This is a genomic window from Streptomyces sp. NPDC001606 (assembly GCF_053596835.1).
Genome location: NZ_JBSFHC010000035.1, coordinates 14,755 through 32,431 on the forward strand (window position 1 = coordinate 14,755; position 17,677 = coordinate 32,431).

Sequence of the window (17,677 nt, forward strand, 5' to 3'; positions counted from 1 at the left end):
TGCTGCGGCAGGCAGTCCGGGCAGTACCGACAGGACAAGCGATGCCACGGCGCCGCCCAGAAGGCAGGCGCGTGTTCTTCGTGCTCTGCGCGCAGGCGACACGCCGGCCCACTGAGGCTTCACGAAAATCCCCCCGTGTATGGATCTTGTAAAGGTCTCGGAAAGTAAACGTCTGGTGACGGCACGCGGTCAATCAAGTGTGACGCTGCTCACACAAACGCCCCTGACCTGCACAGTTGGTTTCAGCCACACGATCCGCACCCCGAAACCAGGGCATTTACCGGAACACTGCACAGCCGGCCGCGTCACCCGGAAGCCGGCCCACGCGCCATCATCGACCGCTGCGAACCGGCCTGACACACAGGCCCGACAAGCCTCCGGCTCCACCCGTGGCGCAGCACAGACCGGTACGAGTCCAATACGGAGCGGCGGCTGCCGTCCTCGACGCCCCGCTTAAACCGGCGAGCTGCCCGGCGGGCTGGCCGCACGTGCGACGACGGGCCTCTACACCAGGTCGACGGGAACGGCTTCCTCGACTGTCCGGTCCCCGCCGAACAGGACAGCGACCAGGCGTGCGTCCCGCTTCAGCAGGCTGTCCGGAGCGGTGCTTGGGCGGCCCTCGGCCAGCCAGGCACTGATCTTGGCGGTTTCGCCGTCGACGCGTCGTCCCGGCCGGGCGGCGGTCACCACCTGGAGGGCCTGCACCAGTTCGGCGCGGCGGGCGGCGTCGGTGCGTTTCTGGTTCCGGGTATTCCAAGCGAGGGCGAACCGGTCGGCCTACTGCCAGTCCTTGCTGGCCATGAACTCCACTCGGTGGGCGGCGATTCTGGGTGGTGGGTACTCGTAGATCGACATGTCGGTGGTGATGAGCTGCAGGCAGTCGGACGCCGGAGCGGGCTCTCTACCGGCAGCCTTCTCGAAGCAGGAGGCGGTGTTGTCGGTCGGGTTTCCCAGAGTGGCGACGCCAGTAACTTCGGCGAGCATGTCGGCGGCCAGCTTCGCGGTGAGGTGAGCGGGCGTTGCCCGTGCTACGCCGGGCGGCGTCTTCGACTTGGTCGGGTCGGCGGCTGAGCCGGAACCGGAGCACGCGGTGAACGAGAGGGTGACAGCGGCGAGCAGTCCGGTCGCGATGGTGCGGGCCTTCATAGTCCTCCATGAGAGTTGTGGTCGGGGAGCCATCATGCGGTACCCCTCGAGCACCTCGCGCGAGAAATCCACGGCACCGACGGCTCCAGGCCACCACCGGCCGCCGTGACCCGCAGCCGGCCTCAAGCGGAAACCGTTCGTGCTAGGTGAACCAGGTGCCTTGGGGTGACGTCGGCCAGGTGCGCAACGACACACCGCAGGCGCGGGCTGGCGTGTCATGCCGGCATGAAGCGGCAGCAGTCCGGCTGGAGTTCGTGCCAGGCGGCGCTGTCCTCGCCCCTGCGGACATTACGACCCTAACGCGCGAAGGGCGCCCGCCGAGGGAACTCGCACCTGGCCGGTGCCCGGCAAGGTCGACGCCCTCGATGGCGTCAGCCGCTCCAGTACGGAGCAGCCCAGCGCCGCGTGGGACTACCTCGCCTCGGTAGTCCCCTGAGCCGGTCCCCGCCCCGTCTCCCGGCCCTCTCCGCGGCGTTGGGTACGTCCTGCTTGCTTTGCGGGCTCATCCCGGCCTGATATAGTCATCATGACGATAACCGCCGAACGCGGCTACAAGGTCGTGTTCGGGGCAGATGTCACGGCCACCGATGACGAGTCCCGGCAGGAACCAGAACTCGCTGTCCTACGCAAAGGCTTCGCACTCGTCTTGACCGCCGAGGAGATCACGGACCAACTGGCCACAGCCGACGCCCGCCCACGAGAGGTAGCCGACAGGGCGAACGTTGGCTGATGCGGCACTAGGGTCCGTCTTCAAAGATCCTCAGATGGTGGATCATGGTTGAGTGGTACGCCGTCACGAACTCACCGATCAAGAGTGGGAGTTACTCGCTCCGCTGATACCGCGGGCTGCCACAGGGCGGCCGCGGGTGGAAGACCGGCAGGTCATCAACGGGATGGTCTACAAGATCCGGACCGGTATCTCCTGGCGTGACCTGCCGGAACGCTACGGGCCGTGGAAGACGGTGTACACCCGCTTCCGCCGCTACGCCCTGGACGGCGTGTTCACCCGTGCCCTGCAGCAGATCCAGGCTCGGGCCGACGCGGCCGGTGACATCGACTGGCTGGTGCAGATCGACTCCACCATCGTGCGCGCCCACCAGCACGCCGCCGCCACCGGCCGAAAAGGGGGCTTCACCGGCCGGACGAACCGGACGATCACGCCCTCGGCCGATCCCGCGGAGGACTGACCACCAAAATCCACCTTGCCTGCGACGGCAAAGGCCGCCCTCTCGCCGTGCTGGTCACCCCGGGCCAGCGGCACGACAGCGTCTGCGCGCGCCCTCTTTTGGAACGGATCCGGGTCCCACGCACCGGCCTGGGCCGACCGCGCTGCCGGCCCGACCATGTCATCGCGGACAAGGCCTACAGCTCCCGCGGCTTCCGCGCCTACCTGCGAAAACGCGGCATCGCGCACACCATCCCGCAGAAGACCGACCAACGGCGGCACCGGCACAATCGCGGTCACCGCGGTGGGCGGCCGCCCGGCTTCGACCGGAAGATCTACCGTCGACGCAACGTCATTGAACGCTGCTTCAACCGGCTCAAAGGCTTCCGTGGCATCGCGACCAGATACGAGAAGACCGCCGCTTCCTACGAAACGGCGGTCACCCTCGCGTCGTTCCTGCTGTGGGCAAGATCCGTTTGAAGACGGACCCTAGACGACCGCGCTGAAGCGCCTCGCTCTGAGCTGAGGCGTCCACCAGCTCCTGCTGCTCGTCCGGGGCGGTCCAGCCGCCCTCGGCCAGCAGCAGACCACCACCGAGCCAGCCTCCGAGCCCATCCCCCGGCCATGGCCCCGTCCGCCCCTGCCGACGCTGTGACCAGGCGTGGGACATTACTCCTCGTCGATGGTCTGCAGCTCGACGGGCCGGTCGGCCACGTCGGTCGTCTGTGGCGTGGCCAGCAGCTTGTTCAGCCCAAGGGTCAACTGCACCACGAACACGCTGAGTAGCACGGCCAGGGATATCCGGGCCAGGCCGTAGATGGCGTCGACGTTCGCCGCGGTCTCGTAGTCGCTGGGCGTTTGGAGATTGGAGTTGACCACGAACGAGACGTAGGCCGCAGCGAAAACCGACAGGAACCACGCGCCGTAAGTCCAGACGGCTCCGCGGCCGCCTGGTAGGGCTCTGGACCATCCCAGCCCGATGTCGGTGCGTGACATGGCGTTCGCGTGGCCGGCTCGCGCCCACCGCTGGTAGGCGTACAGAACTGCCATGAAGACCAGGAAGCGCAACATGCTCGTGGTGTTGATCGTTTGGAGTGCACTGTGCAAAGCCTGCCGGTCATAGCCGTTGTTAGCGGCGGCCAAGGCCCATTGGTGTGCCCGCGTGCGCTCGGCGGAGAACCGCACGGCCTCGCTGACGACGGTCGCCGCGGCTGCAGCCAGTACCGTGAGGAGTGGGCCCGTCATCGAAACACGCCCGGGACTCACCTTGGACTGGACCAGCAACACCGCCTTGTCATTGCGCCCGCGACGCTCAGGCGGCTTCGACAAGTCACTCTCTTGCTGACAGACCGGACACAGTCCTTTGATCCCGTCCCAAGCAACTTCGCGCTGCCGACACTTCCGGCACGTCAGTAGCATTCCGCGCCCCCCTCTTTGCTTGATCTCGGTGAATTGAGCGCCGCATCCTATGGGGTCCGCCAGAGAGGCGTCGATACCTCTAACGCAGTGAAGATCGAGAGCGGATGCAGACCCCCTGAGGGGATCTGCACCCACACCGGTTGGGGCGGTCGACCCCCGGCTCGTGGTGGCGTGCCCGACGCCACCCACGGTCTATGGGCACGGCAGGGGTCCTCAGCGGGCGAGCATGACGGGCAGTTGGAGGACCTGACCGTCGCGGACTGGGTGGTGTGGCAGGGTGTCACCACGGACGTGTGCTCGCGGCGCCGCCCGAGACCTCCGCGCATCAAAACCTCACGACCACGGGCATACCGACGACAGGGACGGCCTTCAACCTCACCGTTCCGCTCGAGCGCGTGTGTCACAACGCGATCGCCCGATAGGCCAATGCCTGATCGACCACCTCATTGGCGGAGAGCTCTCGCTCTGGCGGCCAGAAGATCAGGTCGCTGACGTGGCCCGATGGACAGGACAGGGCTCTGTCAAGCATCTCCAGCCACCCGTCCGCCTCGTCCTCAGACGCATAGTCCGCATCCATGATCCGCTGCACGAGCGCGACCGCTTCAGCCCGGCTCATCTCGACGGCACCCATCACAACCTCCTTGGCGCCAGCCTAACGAGCAGCGTGATCGGCTGGACAAGTCCTAAGACTTGTCCAGCAATGATCAGGCGGGACGGCGTCACAGACGGTTGTCGACCGGTTGCGGAGTCAGTCCAGGCCGGTTGCCCATGCCGTCAGCGCGGCGAAATCATCGATGGCAAGGCCGCATCGCGGGTCGACTCGATGCAGTAGGGCGGGACCGTCGTGGTGCTCCTTCACCCACGTACGATCCGCCTCGGTGATCTCGTCCTCGATCCAGGCGAACGCACGGCCTTTCGCCCACGCGACGACCTCGGGCGTCTTCCAGAACACACCGTCGCCGGGCTCGTGCCGAGGCGAGGGCCAGGGAATGAAGGGCAGCTCGGGCAATCCGAGGACGGGCGCGACGAAGGTGTTGACTTCTTCCTCCCACGTTGTCGCCCACACCAGGTCGAACGGAAGCGCATCCAGCGCCGGGCCGTGATCCGGGTTAAGAGCTCCTAACAGAATCTGGTTGGAGCGTGTCTCCGGCTGAGTGACTCGGTTGCTTGTGTGTGAGGAAGCGTGATCCCCAACCCTGGCTGCTCGATGATGAGTTGTGGTCGCGGATCGAGCCGTTGCTGCCTGTCCGGCAGCGTCGGCATCGGCACCCCGGCCGGAAGGCGCTGGATGACCGTAAGGTGCTGTGCGGCATCCTCTTCGTCCTCTACACGGGCATCCGATGGGAGTGGTTGCCAGTCGAGCTGGGCTTCGGCTCAGGCATGACCTGCTGGCGCAGGCTGCGGGACTGGAACAACGCCGGGGTCTGGCAACGCCTGCACGAGGTGCTGTTGTCCGAGCTGCGGGCCGCCGACCGGCTGGACATGTCGAGGGCGGTGATCGACAGCTCTCACATCCGGGCGCTCAAGGGCGGCCCAAAACCGGTCGGAGCCCGGTCGACCGGGGCCGTCCGGGCTCCAAGCACCACGTGATCTGCGATGCCACCGGCGTCCCGCTCGCGGTCACGCTGACCGGCGGCAACCGCAATGACATCACCCAGCTCCTGCCGCTTCTGACCGCGATCCCGCCGATCCGCGGCAAGCGGGGGCGGCCGCGGCAGCGACCGCGGGAACTCTACGCAGACCGCGGCTATGACCATGACTGCTACCGCCGCCAGGTCTGGGCAAGGGGCATCAAGCCCGTGATCGCCCGTCGCGGCACCGACCACGGATCCGGCCTGGGGACCAAACGGTGGGTGGTCGAGCAGACGATCGCGCTGCTGCACTGGTTCGGCCGCCTGCGGATCCGCTGGGAGATCCGCGACGACATCCACGAAGCGTTCCTCAAGCTCGCCTGCTCGCTGATCTGCTGGCGCCGCCTGCGAGCCGCATTCCGTTAGGAGCTCAAGCCACACCCGCAGCGGATTCACGGGCTTGTTCGGCAGCCCCCACTCAGTCAACCGGCGCCGCTCGGCAGCCTCCCACCGAGGAGTCATCAGGCGGTGTGTCTGATAGCCCTCCGGCCGACGGTGCGGCTTCGCGGCATACGGGTTCAGCGGTCCGTCCACATCCACCAGGAGCACTGGACGCACCAGCTCATCCCCCCTTGGGTGTCCGCACCTACCTCCGCCCCAGCGTCCTCGTGGTGGACGAGGTCGGCTACCAGCCTCTGGAACGAGCAGAGGCCAACCTCGTCTTCCAGGTGATCTCCAAACGCTACGAGAAGGGCTCGATCATCCTCACGTCTAACAAGACCTTCAGCAAAGCGCACATGTTCCGGCGAACCCGTGCCAGCCAGCGCCGAAACTTCACGGGTTCCGGCAGCGACGTGGATGCTGCATCATCGAGTGGTGTTGATCGAACTGGTGAAGGTCGCAAAGTCTCCCGGAAGCCTATGGCTGGCCGATGTCCGGACCTCGTTCGGTCGCACTGCGGTCCGTTGGTGCGGGGACCGGGCCGCGGAGCCCGGCGAGTACCGCGTCGAGTGGACGATAGACGAGGACATCGCCTGGGGACAGAACGCCAAGCCGGCTCTTGGGGTCGGTCCTGGGCTCCGAACTGGCGGGCACTGCGTGGTTTTGCGGGGACAGCTGAGCCCGACTGAGGACGGCGCCGCCCTGCTGGATCTCGACGGCACGAACATCCTGCTGGACCTTGCTGATCCGCTGCCCGAGGATGTCGCCGATACGTGGATCGAGCTCTTCGTCGACCGCAAAAAGGTCAGTCTCTACCCTTATGTGCTCTGATCAGGTTCTTTCCGTCTCCCACTGCGACAAGCGGGTCTCGTCGATGCGATGGCTTTGAGGGCCCGCTCCAGCTGCCCGATGTCGTTGTCGATGGTCAAGGGTCAAGGCATCACCTTGAAAACATGGGTGCCACCGCGAGAATCAACGAGGCCCCCAGGAGGGGGATACGGCCAGGTGCCAGCGGCATCCCTTGTGAGGGAACAAGTGCCAGCCCCAGATGAATGGGGCCAGGTCTTCGACGACGAGGTGCTGGCCACCGCCATCCTTGACCGGCTTCTCCACCACTGCGATGTGATCTCGATCAACGGCCCCAGCTACCGGCTCAAGAACCGGCTCGCCGCCATCGAACGGGACACCCAAGTGGCCTGACCAGAGAGAACAGCGGCGTCCATCACCGGATAACCGAAATCTCCGGCAACGGCTGCTGCAATTCACCCAGCTCGGCAATAAGTACCCGGCGGGCCAGCCGCCGGGCCTGGCTCCACCCCTCATCTACGGACAACGCGTCCCTCGTCCATCGACCCGCGCTCTCCGCACCGCTCATCTCACTGAGAACGGCGTCGATCTCCCGCAGGTCAGGCAGAGCACCGCGACCGAGTTGCCCTTCACCCACAAGGGCTTCAGCCATGCCAAAAGCGTGATCGAAGTCCAGGCCGATCTCATCCGTCACCACGTCGTGCTTGACCAGCCAGGCAACCTGGGACGGAGCATCAGCGGCCAGCACGGCCAGCGACTCAAGCAACAAGCGCCGACGGAACAAAGGACCAGGATTCTCCACACCACGATCGTCGCACGCGTCCACCTGCACTGAGCCCACAAACGAACATCTGGCTGAGCACATTCCGTACTTCGTTGAGCACGTTCACAAGTACGCCGACAAGCCAGGCGGGCAGGAGGCCTGCAGCAAGTGTGAGTGCCATAAGCGCGCAGGTTTCGATGACCCGCCGAGTGCGGGTATCACGGCGGCGGAGGTGGGCGAGCTCGTGCTCAAGAACCGGCAAAAGGTGGTGGGTGTGCTGGGGGTGGAATGGGTGGGCGCCGAGCCACAGGTGCCCGTGCCGGCCGTGGCCGGTCGCGCGGGCGTCCTTGAAGCTGTGCCGGTCGCCGGGCAGCGCGAGAGAGATCTGCTCCAGTCCGTGCTGCCCGGCGAAGGCGCGCACGTACTGCTCGGTCTGCCGCATACGTGCGGCCATCGCGAGGTAGAGCGCGGTGGGCTGGTCGGGCGCCTTGGTCGGGCGGACGAAGGAGTCCCAGGTCAGCGCTTGTGCGAAGAAGCCGGACGAGGTGGCGCGGTCACTGGTGTGGGGGCCCTGCCAGGTCCAGAGCGCGCCGCTGATGAGCGCGGTGCAGGCTGCGATGGGCTGGGGACCGTTGACCGCTGCGGTGACGAGCTGGCACGCGTGCATGGCCGCTATCACGAGTGACGCGCCCCGCTGCTTCAGTTCCTTCCCCATCCGCATAGCGCCAGGTTAGTGAAGTCGCGGTACCGACACCGGACAGCAGGCTCACTCCAAGGCGGACCTCGCCGAAGACCCCGGCGCCCGCCACCAGAGGATGGGCCCCGATGGGCACGCCCTGGCCGACCGCGTCGCATCCGACCTGCTCCGCCTGTGGCCCCATCTGGCATGCGCCGCCGTCTCTCGAACCCTGCGCAGCCCCGTGCGGCAGCTTCCGCGCGAGAACGGTCAGGGCTCCCGAACTGCCCCTTGCGTCATCGAGCCCGCACCGCCAGCGGGCTGGGCCGAAGTGCGCGACCAAGCCGACCAGGAGGCGGTCCGGCTGGACGGGGAGGCGCTGCTGCGGCGCGCGGATCATCCCGTGCCAGAGGCTCCGCGCGGCCGCTGGGGATAGCCGACGCCCCGCCTTCGGGCGGGCGAGGGGGACTGCCAGAACTCGGCGATCCCGCCCATCAGTTCCCGGTCAGCGCTGGGTGACCAGCCCGACCTGCCTGACCGCACAACACCGGGCGGCCAGGCGGGAGGGGAACGGTCGCGTGCCCATGGGCTGCTCCCCGGGCGGAGGGCAACGGCCGCCGGCCTACAGGGCGCTGGGAAGCTGCTTCGGCTCGAAGACGTTCTGCGGGGTGCTCTGCTGGGAGGTGGGCGCCAGGAACAGGACCTGTGCCAAGTCGCGCTGTATCCGGTCGGCTACCCCGCGGACCTGGACGGGGACGTCGCCGCGCTCGGCGACGAGGCGGTCGTAGACGGGGGTCTGCGAGAACACGGTGAGGAATTCCTTTCAGCAGGTGGTTCGCCAGGCTGGCGCAGCATACGGGCTGGCGATCTTTCCCCCTTGCCCGGGCACACCATTCAGGCCAGGACGGCGGGAACGGCGTCGTCGAACGTCAGTCGCCGTCGAAGAGTGTGGCGAGCAGCGCGCGGTCGGTCTGGCCGCGTCACCCCCCCCTTCTCCCGCCCATGAGGCGTGAGGTGTCCTGCCTCCCACGGGAGTTGTGCTGTGAATATCAAACTCCGCATGACGGCCGCCTCGCTGGTGGCGGCTGTCGCTCTGGGGGTTGTCGGCCCCACCGCCCCCGCCGCGATCGAGTCCGCTCCGAAGCCGGTGGCCGCCTCGCAGACGATCCGACTCGCCAACACGCAGCAGGCGCGGGTCCTGTCGCAGTCGGTGGCCAGCGAGGGCATCAGCGCCAGGGTCGCCGGCAACGGCACCGCGGTGACGTCCGACACTCAGGCCGTCGCCAAGGGCGTGGACTGGGGCTGGATCATCAAGGCCCTGAAGAGGGTCCCGGGGGCCTGGACCTGGTCGAAGAACCTCATCAGGAGGCCATCTCCCTGGGCAAGGAGAAGGGCCTGGCCTACATCAAGAAGGCCATCAACGAGCTTTCTTCCTGGAGTCCGAAGAAGTGGGTGTGGAAGAGCATCGTGGCCGTCACCGGTTGGGGCGACCAGCTGTGGCACGCGATCACGCGGATCTACCACCACATGTAAGCCGCCCCGAGTGGTCTACCCTGGCCCCCGTTGCCGCCCGCAGCGGGGGCGGTTGGCATGCGTTTCGAGGAGTCAACTACCGTGATGTCTCAGGGACATGGGAGTGCCAAGAAGGACCGGGACGAGCCGTGGCGCAGCGGCTGGTGGGTTGTGGCAATGGGCTGCGGGCTCACCGGGACGGTGCTGTCGATCGTGGGCGGTGCGGGTCCGGTAAAAGGCGCGTGGGCGGCTCTGGGGGTGGCGTTGGCGGCGGCACTGGGCGGCGGTGTGTGGTACTGGCGCAAGGGTGACCGTAAGCAGTTGAAAGAAGGCCGGTGGCTGCTGCTGGTCCTGGTAGTGGCGGTGGTCAACCTGGCCCTCAAGCACCCGGATGCGTTCCCGCTTTGATGCCTAAAAGGCTGATGCCCAAAGATCCGATATCGCCGAGGCGGGATGTGACGGAAGACTTCAGGTGATCGACCGAGCCGCTTCCGGTCAGGCAGCCGCCGTTCCGGCATGTGGGGGTGTATTCCGCGGCGCGGTGGTGGTGACGAACACCTACTGAGGAGTCTTTCGTGAACACGAAGCTGTGCATAGCTGCTGCCGCCGCGACCGCCGCTATCGCTCTGGGTGTGGGCGGCTCCCCTCGCGTCGGCGTCCGAGGCCGCACATACCCCGGCTGTCGCCTCGGTGCAGACCCAGGCCGTCAAGGACTCGGATACGGTCAATGCCTTCACCGTCGTCACCGCCGGCCACATGGACGCTGCTCCGACCGGTGTGGAGGCGAAGGGCCAGATCAACGATGACCTGCGCGAACTCGCCGAGGACATCGTCGACTACCTGAAGAAGGAACCGAAGGCGGACTTCAACAAGGCCAAGGCGGCGGCGAAGAAGGGCTACGCCGCGTTCGTGAAGTGGGTGAAGTCCCTGAAGCCGAACAACCCCGTCCGGATCACCCTGGAGATCGGCGGGAAGAAGCTGATCGACATCGTGATCAGCTTCCTGCGCTGAACCAGCGCAGGCGGCAGGCCGGGATAGGGGACTCATGATGGAACCCGCGATGTGGCGCCACCGTGCTCCCCCGTGCAGGGTGGAGAGCCGCCCTTGTGTCTCTCCCGCCCGCCAAGTTGCCCCGCTTTCACGAGCGCCACGATTTCCGGGCGCGGGTGAGGAAGCCGGCGCAGGTCGCGGCGGTCTCGTTGGACAGGTTTCGACGCGGCCTGACCAAGCTTCCCGGAGTTTTCACAGGTCAACCCAGACATGCCCCTCGGAGTAGTCGTGCCAGCCCCGGAAGTACCAGTTGGCAAGATCCCCGATTCGCTGGATGCAGTCGTCAAAATAGGCAGCGGGCGCCGGCCTGGGGAAGTTCGGGTGTGACGTCCACGACGGAACCCAGGTCGCAACCTCGTAGAACCCTTCGGCGATCCATCGATCGAGCTTTTCGTCGGACTGGGATCGCTCACATGCGGCTCGCATCGCCTGTTCCAGGCGTGTGAAGGCAGCCCGGTCCCACTCCAAATCCCCCCGCAGCCGCAGCAGGAAGGTCCCCTCCTCTGCGTCGAACTCCCGCCTCAGAACCTTGGTGATCTCGCCCATAGCCGAGATCATGACAGCACCCGGCAAGACCCCCACACCGCCCACGGCCAACCATCACGCCGACCACCAAGCGGTGCACGTTTCTCCTTACTTGGCGGAGCACTCAGAGAAGTACGCCGCCACCCCGGTCCTAAGGCCATCGCCCTGGCTTACACCCAGGTCACTCTGGCGTGCGCCCCGCCGCCCCTCCCGGTCTCCCAGCGGGAGGGCGCGACGGCTGCGCAGGCCCATGAGGCGAGGGGCTTCGGTACCTGCACCCGGCGCGCCTGCCGGGGGATCAGCGAGGCAGATTGGCTTCGGTTGCACGGCCGAAGCCGTCCCCACACGTGGGACACGGGAACAGCGGGTGTTCGACGAGCCCGATCAGCGCATGACGTACTTCTCTGCTCAACTGGAAGAGGCGGCGGCTGGCCTGTCCGCCTCCATAGGCGGACAGGCGAATGAGCTGGACCGCCTGTTCGTCGCGGATATCGACGAAGCTGTCCGGGAACCCAGCGAGCAGTTCGAAGTCCCGCTTGCCGGTCGCCGCGTCAGCTACCGTCCTCAGAGGCAGAGCGTCGAATCGCGCGGCCGGCACAGAAGCGTCAATGGCGACGGCATGGGCTCACCTCGTCTACCTGCGGAAACAGACTGTGAGCCTCATAGACCTTACAGCGTGACACCGGGGGCGGTGGCTGCGGGGGCGCCCTCGATCCCGGCACACTCAGCCCCCCAGCGTGCGTGGACAAGGAGCAGTGCGATGCCCGTGAAGATCACCCCTGACGACGCGTACGACGAGGAGAGCGACACCCTGCGGGTCGGGCGGCACGACCTGGAACGGCGTCTGCTGGAGTTCCGTGCGCTGGTCGCGAAGCATGAGCCGGGTAGTTGGAGCCACATGAAGGACTACGACCTGTCCTTCGAGCGCCTGGCCGACGCCGTCGACGCGGCGACTGCGGCCCGGCGGGGTGCCCGCTGGGATGGCCCCGATCTGCGGATGCGCTGCACCACGACCGAGGTCGCCTACACCTGGCCCACGGGCGCCCCGTACGACGGCGGGACGCCGGTCGTGTGGAACGTGCCGGGCTACGGTTCCCACGCCACCTCCAGCGATCCCCGGCGCCCCCGGCCGAAGTCGCTGTGCAGCTTCAGCTGGTCGATGCAGGAGGCCTGTGTCGTGGATGGCCCGCCGGACTTCCGCGAGTGTCTGCGCGAGGGCCAGCTCGGTGCCGAACGCCCCTGCGGTAACTGGTGAGCCGGTAACTGCGTGCTCCACGGCATGTCCGGTGTTGGCTCAGTCCTGGACAAGCCGGCCCTTGCCCGAACCGAAGCCGGTCGACAGTACGTCTTTGTCCGTGCCTGCTCGACACACACCTGGGGAGCCGCCGCACCATGAGCACACCGTCACCGCCTATCTGGCCCCACTGCGGGCACGGAGCAGACCCGGCCACCGACCCGGTCGGCTGCCGCGGCATTCGCGTCCCCGGCCACACGGCGTGCTTGGCCCATCTCACCGACACCGGCCGCACCGCCTACCTGGCCGCCCTGGCCCCCGGCGCCGCCATCGACCACCGCGCCACCACCTTCAGCCAAACCCTGCTGGAAACCCTCCTCAGGCCATGGGTGACGTACAGGTCGTCGACGTTCCGGTAGGCCCGATGTGGTCGCACGCCTGCGGTCTGGAGGACCTCGCGCTGCCGAACGCGCTTCCCGAGCACGCCACCGAGTGCCTGGATCTGGGTCCGGGGTGGGCGCGTCATGGTCGTCGAGAAACAAGCGGCCAGTAGCGGGCGCTGCTCCGCCTGTCAGCTACGGCTCCTACGCCCATAGCCTCCCCTCCCCCTGACGAGCGGCAACCCTCGACACAGCGAGCTTTCAGGAGGTCGTTCCGTGCTTCTTCAGCAGCTCGCTGATCACCGCCGCCGCCTCCTGGTGCTCGACCCCGAACGTCACGGGATCACGCTCGGCGAGACGCCGGTAGACAGCCAGGGACTCGCGCGCCAGCCTGGCGGCCCACGTCGTCGCCGTGTCGCCGAAGAACAGAAGACTCGCAACGGCGTTCAGCAACCGTGCGAGTTGCGGCTCGTGCATGGCCGGATCGGCTGCCGCTAAATGTCTGCCCAGCGTGACCGCTTCGTCCGCGGTCGCCAGGGCTTCAGGCCAGCGCTCCGCGGCGGCCAACGCGACGGTCTGCTTGGTCAACGTCGTCACCAGGTCCGGCGCGAATCCGTCGTCGACCTTGGCGAGTTGGCGCAGATCCTTGACCGCCTCCGCGGTGGCACTTCCCAGGTGGCGAAGGTTCTCGGGCGCGGACAGCACGATGGCCAGGTTGCGGTGGGCCGTGGCGAGACGGCGGTTGTACCAGGGGTTCGAGGCGGCCAGCCGGCGGAAGATCAGAACCGCGTTCTGGGCTGTGCCCGCGGCCTCGGCGTGCCGCCCGACGGCCCTTAAGGCAGTCGCGAGGTTACTGAACGCGGCCCCTAGTTGGGGCTCGTAGCGTGCCCGGTCCGTGACCGACAGCTCGAGAAGGAGGCGGGTGGACCGCTCGCAGGCTGTGAGTGCCTCGTCGGGCAGGCCTAGCGCCGTCAAGCACTCGGAGAGCGTCATGTAGGCGTCGGCAAGTGCTGACCTGTGCAGGGTCGCATCACCGTCCGGGATCGTCGGGCCGTGAGGGGGCGATCCGTCGCCGGTGAGCGGAATATAGATCTCGACCGCCTCGATCGCTGCCTTCGCTCCCTCGCCGGCCTGGCCGATCTTGGCGAGGACGGCGGCGAGCTCGCTGAGGCTGTGTGCCAGGCGGGCCTGATGCGAGGCGACCCCGGAGGCTGCGAGCCGGCGCCGGAGGTCTACCGCCCGGCGGACCGGCGCCAGCGCGTCGGCGGGCCGGCCGCCGCGTCTGAGGTCCTTGCTCAACAGGGTCAGCCCCCTGGCCAGTTCGGACGCATGGTGGTCGGGTTCCTTGGCGTGGAGCCGTTCCAGGACGGCCACGGCCTCCCGGTCGGTTTCGAGGGCGTCGCCCCAGTGGCGCAGATGTCCGAGTCGGCTGCTCAGGTTAAGGAGGGCTGTCGCAAGTTCCGGTTCGTGCGCGAGGGGGTCCAGGGCTGCGAGGGCGCGTCGCAGTGTCACCGCTTCGCGGGCTGCGTCGAGCGCCTCGGTGTCCCGACCGGCGGCGGTGAGGTCGCGCACGAGGTTGGCGAGTGCGCCGGCGAGCGCCGGCCGGTGTGCTGTCGGGTTGGCCTTGGCCGTCCGGCGGTGGACGGCGACGGACTCCGTGCTCGCCTCGAGCGCGCGCTGGTACCTGCCGGCGGAAGCCCACAGTTGCGCAGCCGTGTCCAGGGTCGCCGCGAGGCCGGGTTCCCAGGTGGCCGGCCGGGTGGCGGCAAGCTGCCTCCAGAGGTCGAGTGCGGTTTCGACGGTTCTCGAGGCCGCGTCGGCCTGGCCGGTGTCGGCCAGAGCCCGGGCCTGGTTGCGCAGCGCATCGGCCAGGGCCGCGCCCTGCTGCTCGCCCTGCGGCGTGCCGAAACGGTGGAGCTCCACGGCCTCGGTGGTCGCGTCGAGTGTCGCCCGCAGGTCCCCCGAGAGGAGCAGCGCGTTGCTGTGGTTCGCAAGCGCGGCGCCGAGGGTGTCGGCATCCGCGTTCGACCGGCGATAGATCTCGACGCTCTCCCGTCCGGCCTCGATCGCTTCCGATCGCCGGCCGCAGTGGAGCAGCGCGACGCCCAACAGGTTCAGCGCGTAGGCCAGGTCGCGTCCGCTCCTGGCGCCCCCGTTCCGGGCCAGCGCACGCCACCAGGGGATGCTCCGGTCCAGTGCGCCTACGGCGTCGGCATAGCGTCCGGCGTTGATCAGCCGGTACGGGAGGTCCGGATGGATGAGCTCGCTCACTCGGGACGGCTCGTCCGGCGCAGCGTCGGCGCGACGGCGGGTACGGAGGTCGATCGCGGTGGCCATCGCAGCATCCAGGTTGGTGTCCGAGTGGTCAGGGAACAGCTCCACGACCGCTTCGAGGACGTCGTGGTCGAGGGTCGGCACGTCCGCGACGGCGCTCAGCCCCGCGCCGCCGGCGTCGACGGCCAGGCCCGGATCGTCGCGCAGGACCGTGTTGACCAGGACCGCCACATGGGGCCATCGCAGCGCGGCGGCAGCCAGGAAGGTCACCGACCGCGGGGTGTAGGAGGGGGCTCTGCCCTCCGGATCGCGGGCCAGCAGGTCGGTGAGGGCATCCGGTGTCCACGGATCGGGGTCGTATCCGTCGACGTCGTGCCCGGGCAGGCTTAGCGCGAGGAAGTCCTCGGCGAGCCGGTCCGGACTGAGCGGCTCGAGGACGGTGCTGGCGTCGAACGGCGGATAGCAGAGCCGATGGTCGTCGACCAGCTCCTGGACGGACTCGAGACCCGCGCCCTTCAGCGCGGCCAGCCCGGTCCGTTGGGCCTGCGCGCCGGTGAGCGTGGCGACGAACACCACGCGGGCGAGTTCCCGCGGGCGGGTCCGGAAGGGAGGGCCGGCGTCGAACAGGCGCCGCCAGGTCATATGTTCGCGGTCCAGGAGGTAGGCCGCGAGCGCCTCGGGCCGATCCGGCAGGGACGCACCGCGCCCCGCGTACACCGCGGCTAGTGCGGCCATGTGCACGGTCAGCACGGTGGCGTAGGCGGTGCTGTCCGGGTCGCTCAGCGAGGCCGGCGCCGGCGCGCAGTCGCGTCGTGGTCCGGAGCCGTCCGGTCGGGCGGCTTCCGTCGATGTGTCCGGCGCCGTCGCGTCGAGCATCTCCGCGAACCGGTCGCGGGCCACCTCGAACTGCCGCTGCCGGTCAGCGGCCGTCTCGCCGAGGCTGCCCAGCCGTCGTTCGTCCGCTTCGGCGCGCATCAGGGCGAGCTCGCCGCGAACGGCCGGCCACCATTGCACACTTCGTCCGATCAGCAGGACCCGTGTACCGGGAAGGTCCCGAAGATCGGCGAAGAGCTGGACCATCTGCAAGTGCGGCCACCGGTCGGCGTAGTCGACGACGAGAAGGGCACCGGCGCCGACCGACGCCGGGCCGGGAAGAGCTGCGCCGGGGCCTGGGTCGGAGACAGCCGGCTCCTGGGGGCCCGGGCGCGGGCGCACGCCGAGCACCTTCCAGCCGGCCTCGGCGCTGCGGACCGCGAAGTGGTGCGCCAGGCGGGTCTTGCCCTGACCTCCCACCCCGTGCAGCAGCCGCACCGACAGGAACCGTGCCGGTCCGTCCCGCCACTCGGCCAGCTCGCGCAGTTCCCTCGCCCGACCGGTGAACGGCACGACCGCGGCGCGGGCGTCCAGAAGTCGGCTCGGCGCCCCGCCCAGCCACAGCGGGTCGACAGGCGCCGGCGCCGCCTCGATCGGATCCAGGCAATAGCGGGGCGGTGGCAGGTGGAACTCGTTGTACTGGGTGGTGAAGTTGCCGACCTGTACACCCATCGCCCCGTGGGCGACAAGGGGCCGGTCGCCCGGAGACGGTGGAGTGCTCGGAGTTGACACGGATACCGACCTGCACTTTCCTTGGTCCGGCGCGGACTGGGCAGCCTGTCAGTGGAAGGTGTTGGTCTGGTGGTTCCGATCGCCGATCTGCACGCCCTTGGCCCCACGGGCGTCGACCGACCGTCCGTCGCTCTCCTGCTCCTCCGTCACCAACTGCTCAAGCAGCGCCCTTGCGGCGGCGATGATCTCCTCGTCGCGATCGACGCCCGCGGCGGCAAGCTCCTCGCCCAGACCGGCCTCCCACACCCCCGGCTCCGCCTCGCTCGCCGTCAGGACGCCCAGGGCCGCCTCGCCACGTCGGGCGAGACGGAGGCGCACCGACTCGCGCAGTCCCGCGTACGCGTCACGGATCGCGCTGCTGGCCGTGTCCGTGACCCCCGCGGACGCGCCAGCGGCCAGGGCGGCCAGCACCACTTCCAGCCCGGTCATACGACCTCCAAGGAGACAAACCTCGTTGCTCCCCACCGATGATACGAACCGGGTCCGACAGACGGATCCGATACCGCCGAACCGGGGCGGCCGGCGGTAGACCAGGTCTGTCCACGGCCACGACACGGAGGTCACCGTCCCAGCTCTCGCAGCGGATACTGCCCGATAGGAAGTCCAACTCAAGCGCCACACGCCCTGTTGCCAGCGTCCACTCTTGCCGGACTCCGAGCACGAGCTTCACAAGGTGAGCTGCGAAGGGTGTCTCGTCGAGCACGGGCAGAACGTCGATCCGACCCCAGTCGCCCTGGTCGAAGCCATCACCCGAGGGGGAAGACTCGAACTACGCGCCGTCTGGACCCGGGAACGACACAACGTCTTCCACTGGCCCCGCAAAGCTGACCATCAGCCCTACTACGGCGCTCTCAAGCCACTGCTTGAAGACCACGCCGAGCACCTGGCCAAGGCGATCGACCACCGGTCAGTGACGGCGTGCACAATGCGTTCATGAGCCACGGCTACAGGCCCGATGACGTGCTGTTGCTGGAGGGCCCGTTCACTGAGACCGCCGTCACCGGGGTCATCCCTTGGCGGCTGTCCGAGGCTGTCTTCGGACAGGCGGGCCCCGACGGCGGGAAGCCGGGCAGAAGGGCGATGGCCGCGGGCCGTTTCTGCTTCTACGG

At 68.1% G+C, this 17,677-nt stretch carries 19 protein-coding genes and 5 pseudogenes; 11 read left to right on the forward strand and 13 right to left on the reverse strand.

Features of this window, described 5'->3' with window-relative positions:
* Nucleotides 1-504: 504 nt before the first annotated feature.
* A complete protein-coding gene (locus tag ACWCV9_RS36560) occupies nt 505-705 on the reverse strand; it encodes a hypothetical protein (RefSeq protein ID WP_450793209.1) in 201 nt (66 codons plus the stop codon).
* Between the two features lie 72 nt (nt 706-777).
* Nucleotides 778-1,146: a hypothetical protein gene (locus tag ACWCV9_RS36565; RefSeq protein ID WP_450793211.1), complete on the reverse strand. Its 369-nt coding sequence runs from the start codon at nt 1,144-1,146 to the stop codon at nt 778-780.
* Between the two features lie 526 nt (nt 1,147-1,672).
* Here ACWCV9_RS36565 and ACWCV9_RS36570 point away from each other — a divergent pair.
* Together ACWCV9_RS36570 and ACWCV9_RS36575 are read left to right on the forward strand one after the other, a co-directional pair.
* Nucleotides 1,673-1,876: a hypothetical protein gene (locus ACWCV9_RS36570; protein ID WP_450793213.1), complete on the forward strand. Its 204-nt coding sequence runs from the start codon at nt 1,673-1,675 to the stop codon at nt 1,874-1,876.
* A gap of 52 nt (nt 1,877-1,928) precedes the next feature.
* Nucleotides 1,929-2,791 (forward strand): IS5 family transposase gene (locus ACWCV9_RS36575; protein WP_450793214.1). Its coding sequence is split into 2 segments (ribosomal slippage): nt 1,929-2,298 and nt 2,298-2,791, totalling 864 coding nucleotides; the frame shifts between segments, so codons are not numbered across the junction.
* A 189-nt stretch (nt 2,792-2,980) separates the two neighbouring features.
* Here the strand turns inward: ACWCV9_RS36575 and ACWCV9_RS36580 are convergent.
* The 3 genes and pseudogenes from ACWCV9_RS36580 to ACWCV9_RS36590 all read right to left on the reverse strand — a co-directional run.
* A complete protein-coding gene (locus ACWCV9_RS36580) occupies nt 2,981-3,640 on the reverse strand; it encodes a hypothetical protein (protein ID WP_450793216.1) in 660 nt (219 codons plus the stop codon).
* 490 nt (nt 3,641-4,130) lie between these two features.
* Nucleotides 4,131-4,361, reverse strand: coding sequence for a bacteriocin immunity protein (locus ACWCV9_RS36585; RefSeq protein ID WP_450793218.1), 231 nt, complete (start codon nt 4,359-4,361; stop codon nt 4,131-4,133).
* Nucleotides 4,362-4,478: 117 nt separating this feature from the next.
* A pseudogene (locus ACWCV9_RS36590) lies at nt 4,479-4,844 on the reverse strand (hypothetical protein); the annotation flags it as partial.
* Nucleotides 4,845-4,930: 86 nt separating this feature from the next.
* On the opposite strand from ACWCV9_RS36590, the gene ACWCV9_RS36595 reads away from it, so the two are divergent.
* A protein-coding gene (locus tag ACWCV9_RS36595; protein WP_450793240.1) for an IS5 family transposase occupies nt 4,931-5,727 on the forward strand; the annotation gives its coding sequence in 2 pieces (ribosomal slippage) (nt 4,931-5,264 and nt 5,264-5,727; 798 coding nt in all).
* A gap of 6 nt (nt 5,728-5,733) precedes the next feature.
* Here the strand turns inward: ACWCV9_RS36595 and ACWCV9_RS36600 are convergent.
* Nucleotides 5,734-5,922: pseudogene (locus ACWCV9_RS36600) on the reverse strand (hypothetical protein); the annotation flags it as partial.
* Nucleotides 5,923-5,957: 35 nt separating this feature from the next.
* Between ACWCV9_RS36600 and ACWCV9_RS36605 the strand changes: the two are divergent.
* The 3 genes and pseudogenes from ACWCV9_RS36605 to ACWCV9_RS36615 all read left to right on the forward strand — a co-directional run.
* Nucleotides 5,958-6,092: pseudogene (locus ACWCV9_RS36605) on the forward strand (ATP-binding protein); the annotation flags it as partial.
* Nucleotides 6,093-6,177: 85 nt separating this feature from the next.
* Nucleotides 6,178-6,573, forward strand: a complete 396-nt coding sequence (locus ACWCV9_RS36610; protein WP_450793242.1) for a hypothetical protein — start codon at nt 6,178-6,180, stop codon at nt 6,571-6,573.
* A 219-nt stretch (nt 6,574-6,792) separates the two neighbouring features.
* Nucleotides 6,793-6,942: pseudogene (locus ACWCV9_RS36615) on the forward strand (ATP-binding protein); the annotation flags it as partial.
* A gap of 22 nt (nt 6,943-6,964) precedes the next feature.
* Here ACWCV9_RS36615 and ACWCV9_RS36620 read toward each other — a convergent pair.
* The 3 genes from ACWCV9_RS36620 to ACWCV9_RS36630 all read right to left on the reverse strand — a co-directional run bounded on the left by ACWCV9_RS36620 (nt 6,965) and on the right by ACWCV9_RS36630 (nt 8,796).
* The gene (locus ACWCV9_RS36620; protein ID WP_450793220.1) at nt 6,965-7,318 is read right to left on the reverse strand and encodes a hypothetical protein; all 354 of its coding nucleotides are present in this window, start codon (nt 7,316-7,318) and stop codon (nt 6,965-6,967) included.
* Nucleotides 7,308-8,033, reverse strand: a complete 726-nt coding sequence (locus ACWCV9_RS36625; protein ID WP_450793221.1) for a hypothetical protein — start codon at nt 8,031-8,033, stop codon at nt 7,308-7,310. Before ACWCV9_RS36625 ends, ACWCV9_RS36620 begins: the two co-directional genes overlap by 11 nt.
* A 577-nt stretch (nt 8,034-8,610) precedes the next feature.
* Entirely contained in the window at nt 8,611-8,796 is a 186-nt protein-coding gene (locus tag ACWCV9_RS36630; protein ID WP_450793223.1) for a hypothetical protein, read from the reverse strand.
* A gap of 782 nt (nt 8,797-9,578) precedes the next feature.
* Between ACWCV9_RS36630 and ACWCV9_RS36635 the strand changes: the two genes are divergently transcribed.
* Together ACWCV9_RS36635 and ACWCV9_RS36640 are read left to right on the forward strand one after the other, a co-directional pair.
* Nucleotides 9,579-9,908 carry a hypothetical protein gene (locus ACWCV9_RS36635; RefSeq protein WP_450793225.1) on the forward strand — a complete coding sequence of 110 codons (330 nt, stop codon included), beginning with the start codon at nt 9,579-9,581 and terminating at the stop codon, nt 9,906-9,908.
* A 282-nt stretch (nt 9,909-10,190) separates the two neighbouring features.
* The gene (locus ACWCV9_RS36640) at nt 10,191-10,511 is read left to right on the forward strand and encodes a hypothetical protein (protein ID WP_450793227.1); all 321 of its coding nucleotides are present in this window, start codon (nt 10,191-10,193) and stop codon (nt 10,509-10,511) included.
* Nucleotides 10,512-10,742: 231 nt separating this feature from the next.
* Here the strand turns inward: ACWCV9_RS36640 and ACWCV9_RS36645 are convergent, their stop codons facing one another.
* Together ACWCV9_RS36645 and ACWCV9_RS36650 are read right to left on the reverse strand one after the other, a co-directional pair.
* Entirely contained in the window at nt 10,743-11,096 is a 354-nt protein-coding gene (locus ACWCV9_RS36645; protein WP_450793229.1) for a hypothetical protein, read from the reverse strand.
* 277 nt (nt 11,097-11,373) lie between these two features.
* The gene (locus tag ACWCV9_RS36650) at nt 11,374-11,673 is read right to left on the reverse strand and encodes a hypothetical protein (protein ID WP_450793231.1); all 300 of its coding nucleotides are present in this window, start codon (nt 11,671-11,673) and stop codon (nt 11,374-11,376) included.
* Between the two features lie 162 nt (nt 11,674-11,835).
* Here ACWCV9_RS36650 and ACWCV9_RS36655 point away from each other — a divergent pair, with 162 nt between their 5' ends.
* On the forward strand, nt 11,836-12,330 hold the full coding sequence (locus tag ACWCV9_RS36655; RefSeq protein WP_450793233.1) for a hypothetical protein: 495 nt from the start codon (nt 11,836-11,838) through the stop codon (nt 12,328-12,330).
* Nucleotides 12,331-12,575: 245 nt separating this feature from the next.
* Complete coding sequence (locus ACWCV9_RS36660) at nt 12,576-12,728, forward strand: hypothetical protein (protein ID WP_450793235.1); 153 nt, start codon at nt 12,576-12,578, stop codon at nt 12,726-12,728.
* 222 nt (nt 12,729-12,950) lie between these two features.
* On the opposite strand, the gene ACWCV9_RS36665 is transcribed toward ACWCV9_RS36660, so the two are convergent.
* Complete coding sequence (locus tag ACWCV9_RS36665) at nt 12,951-16,274, reverse strand: tetratricopeptide repeat protein (protein WP_450793237.1); 3,324 nt, start codon at nt 16,272-16,274, stop codon at nt 12,951-12,953.
* A 342-nt stretch (nt 16,275-16,616) separates the two neighbouring features.
* Nucleotides 16,617-16,997, reverse strand: a complete 381-nt coding sequence (locus ACWCV9_RS36670) for a hypothetical protein (RefSeq protein ID WP_450793238.1) — start codon at nt 16,995-16,997, stop codon at nt 16,617-16,619.
* Between the two features lie 579 nt (nt 16,998-17,576).
* Between ACWCV9_RS36670 and ACWCV9_RS36675 the strand changes: the two are divergent.
* Nucleotides 17,577-17,677, forward strand: a pseudogene (locus tag ACWCV9_RS36675) (DUF1206 domain-containing protein); the annotation flags it as partial.

Bases quoted from the DNA above. Each gene is read 5' to 3' on its own strand.
- ACWCV9_RS36585 (WP_450793218.1), bottom strand. From the start codon at position 4,361: ATGGGTGCCGTCGAGATGAGCCGGGCTGAAGCGGTCGCGCTCGTGCAG.
- ACWCV9_RS36635 (WP_450793225.1), top strand. From the start codon at position 9,579: ATGCGTTTCGAGGAGTCAACTACCGTGATGTCTCAGGGACATGGGAGT.
- ACWCV9_RS36655 (WP_450793233.1), top strand. From the start codon at position 11,836: ATGCCCGTGAAGATCACCCCTGACGACGCGTACGACGAGGAGAGCGAC.
- ACWCV9_RS36565 (WP_450793211.1), bottom strand. From the start codon at position 1,146: ATGAAGGCCCGCACCATCGCGACCGGACTGCTCGCCGCTGTCACCCTC.
- ACWCV9_RS36645 (WP_450793229.1), bottom strand. From the start codon at position 11,096: ATGGGCGAGATCACCAAGGTTCTGAGGCGGGAGTTCGACGCAGAGGAG.
- ACWCV9_RS36625 (WP_450793221.1), bottom strand. From the start codon at position 8,033: ATGCGGATGGGGAAGGAACTGAAGCAGCGGGGCGCGTCACTCGTGATA.
- ACWCV9_RS36670 (WP_450793238.1), bottom strand. From the start codon at position 16,997: ATGACCGGGCTGGAAGTGGTGCTGGCCGCCCTGGCCGCTGGCGCGTCC.
- ACWCV9_RS36570 (WP_450793213.1), top strand. From the start codon at position 1,673: ATGACGATAACCGCCGAACGCGGCTACAAGGTCGTGTTCGGGGCAGAT.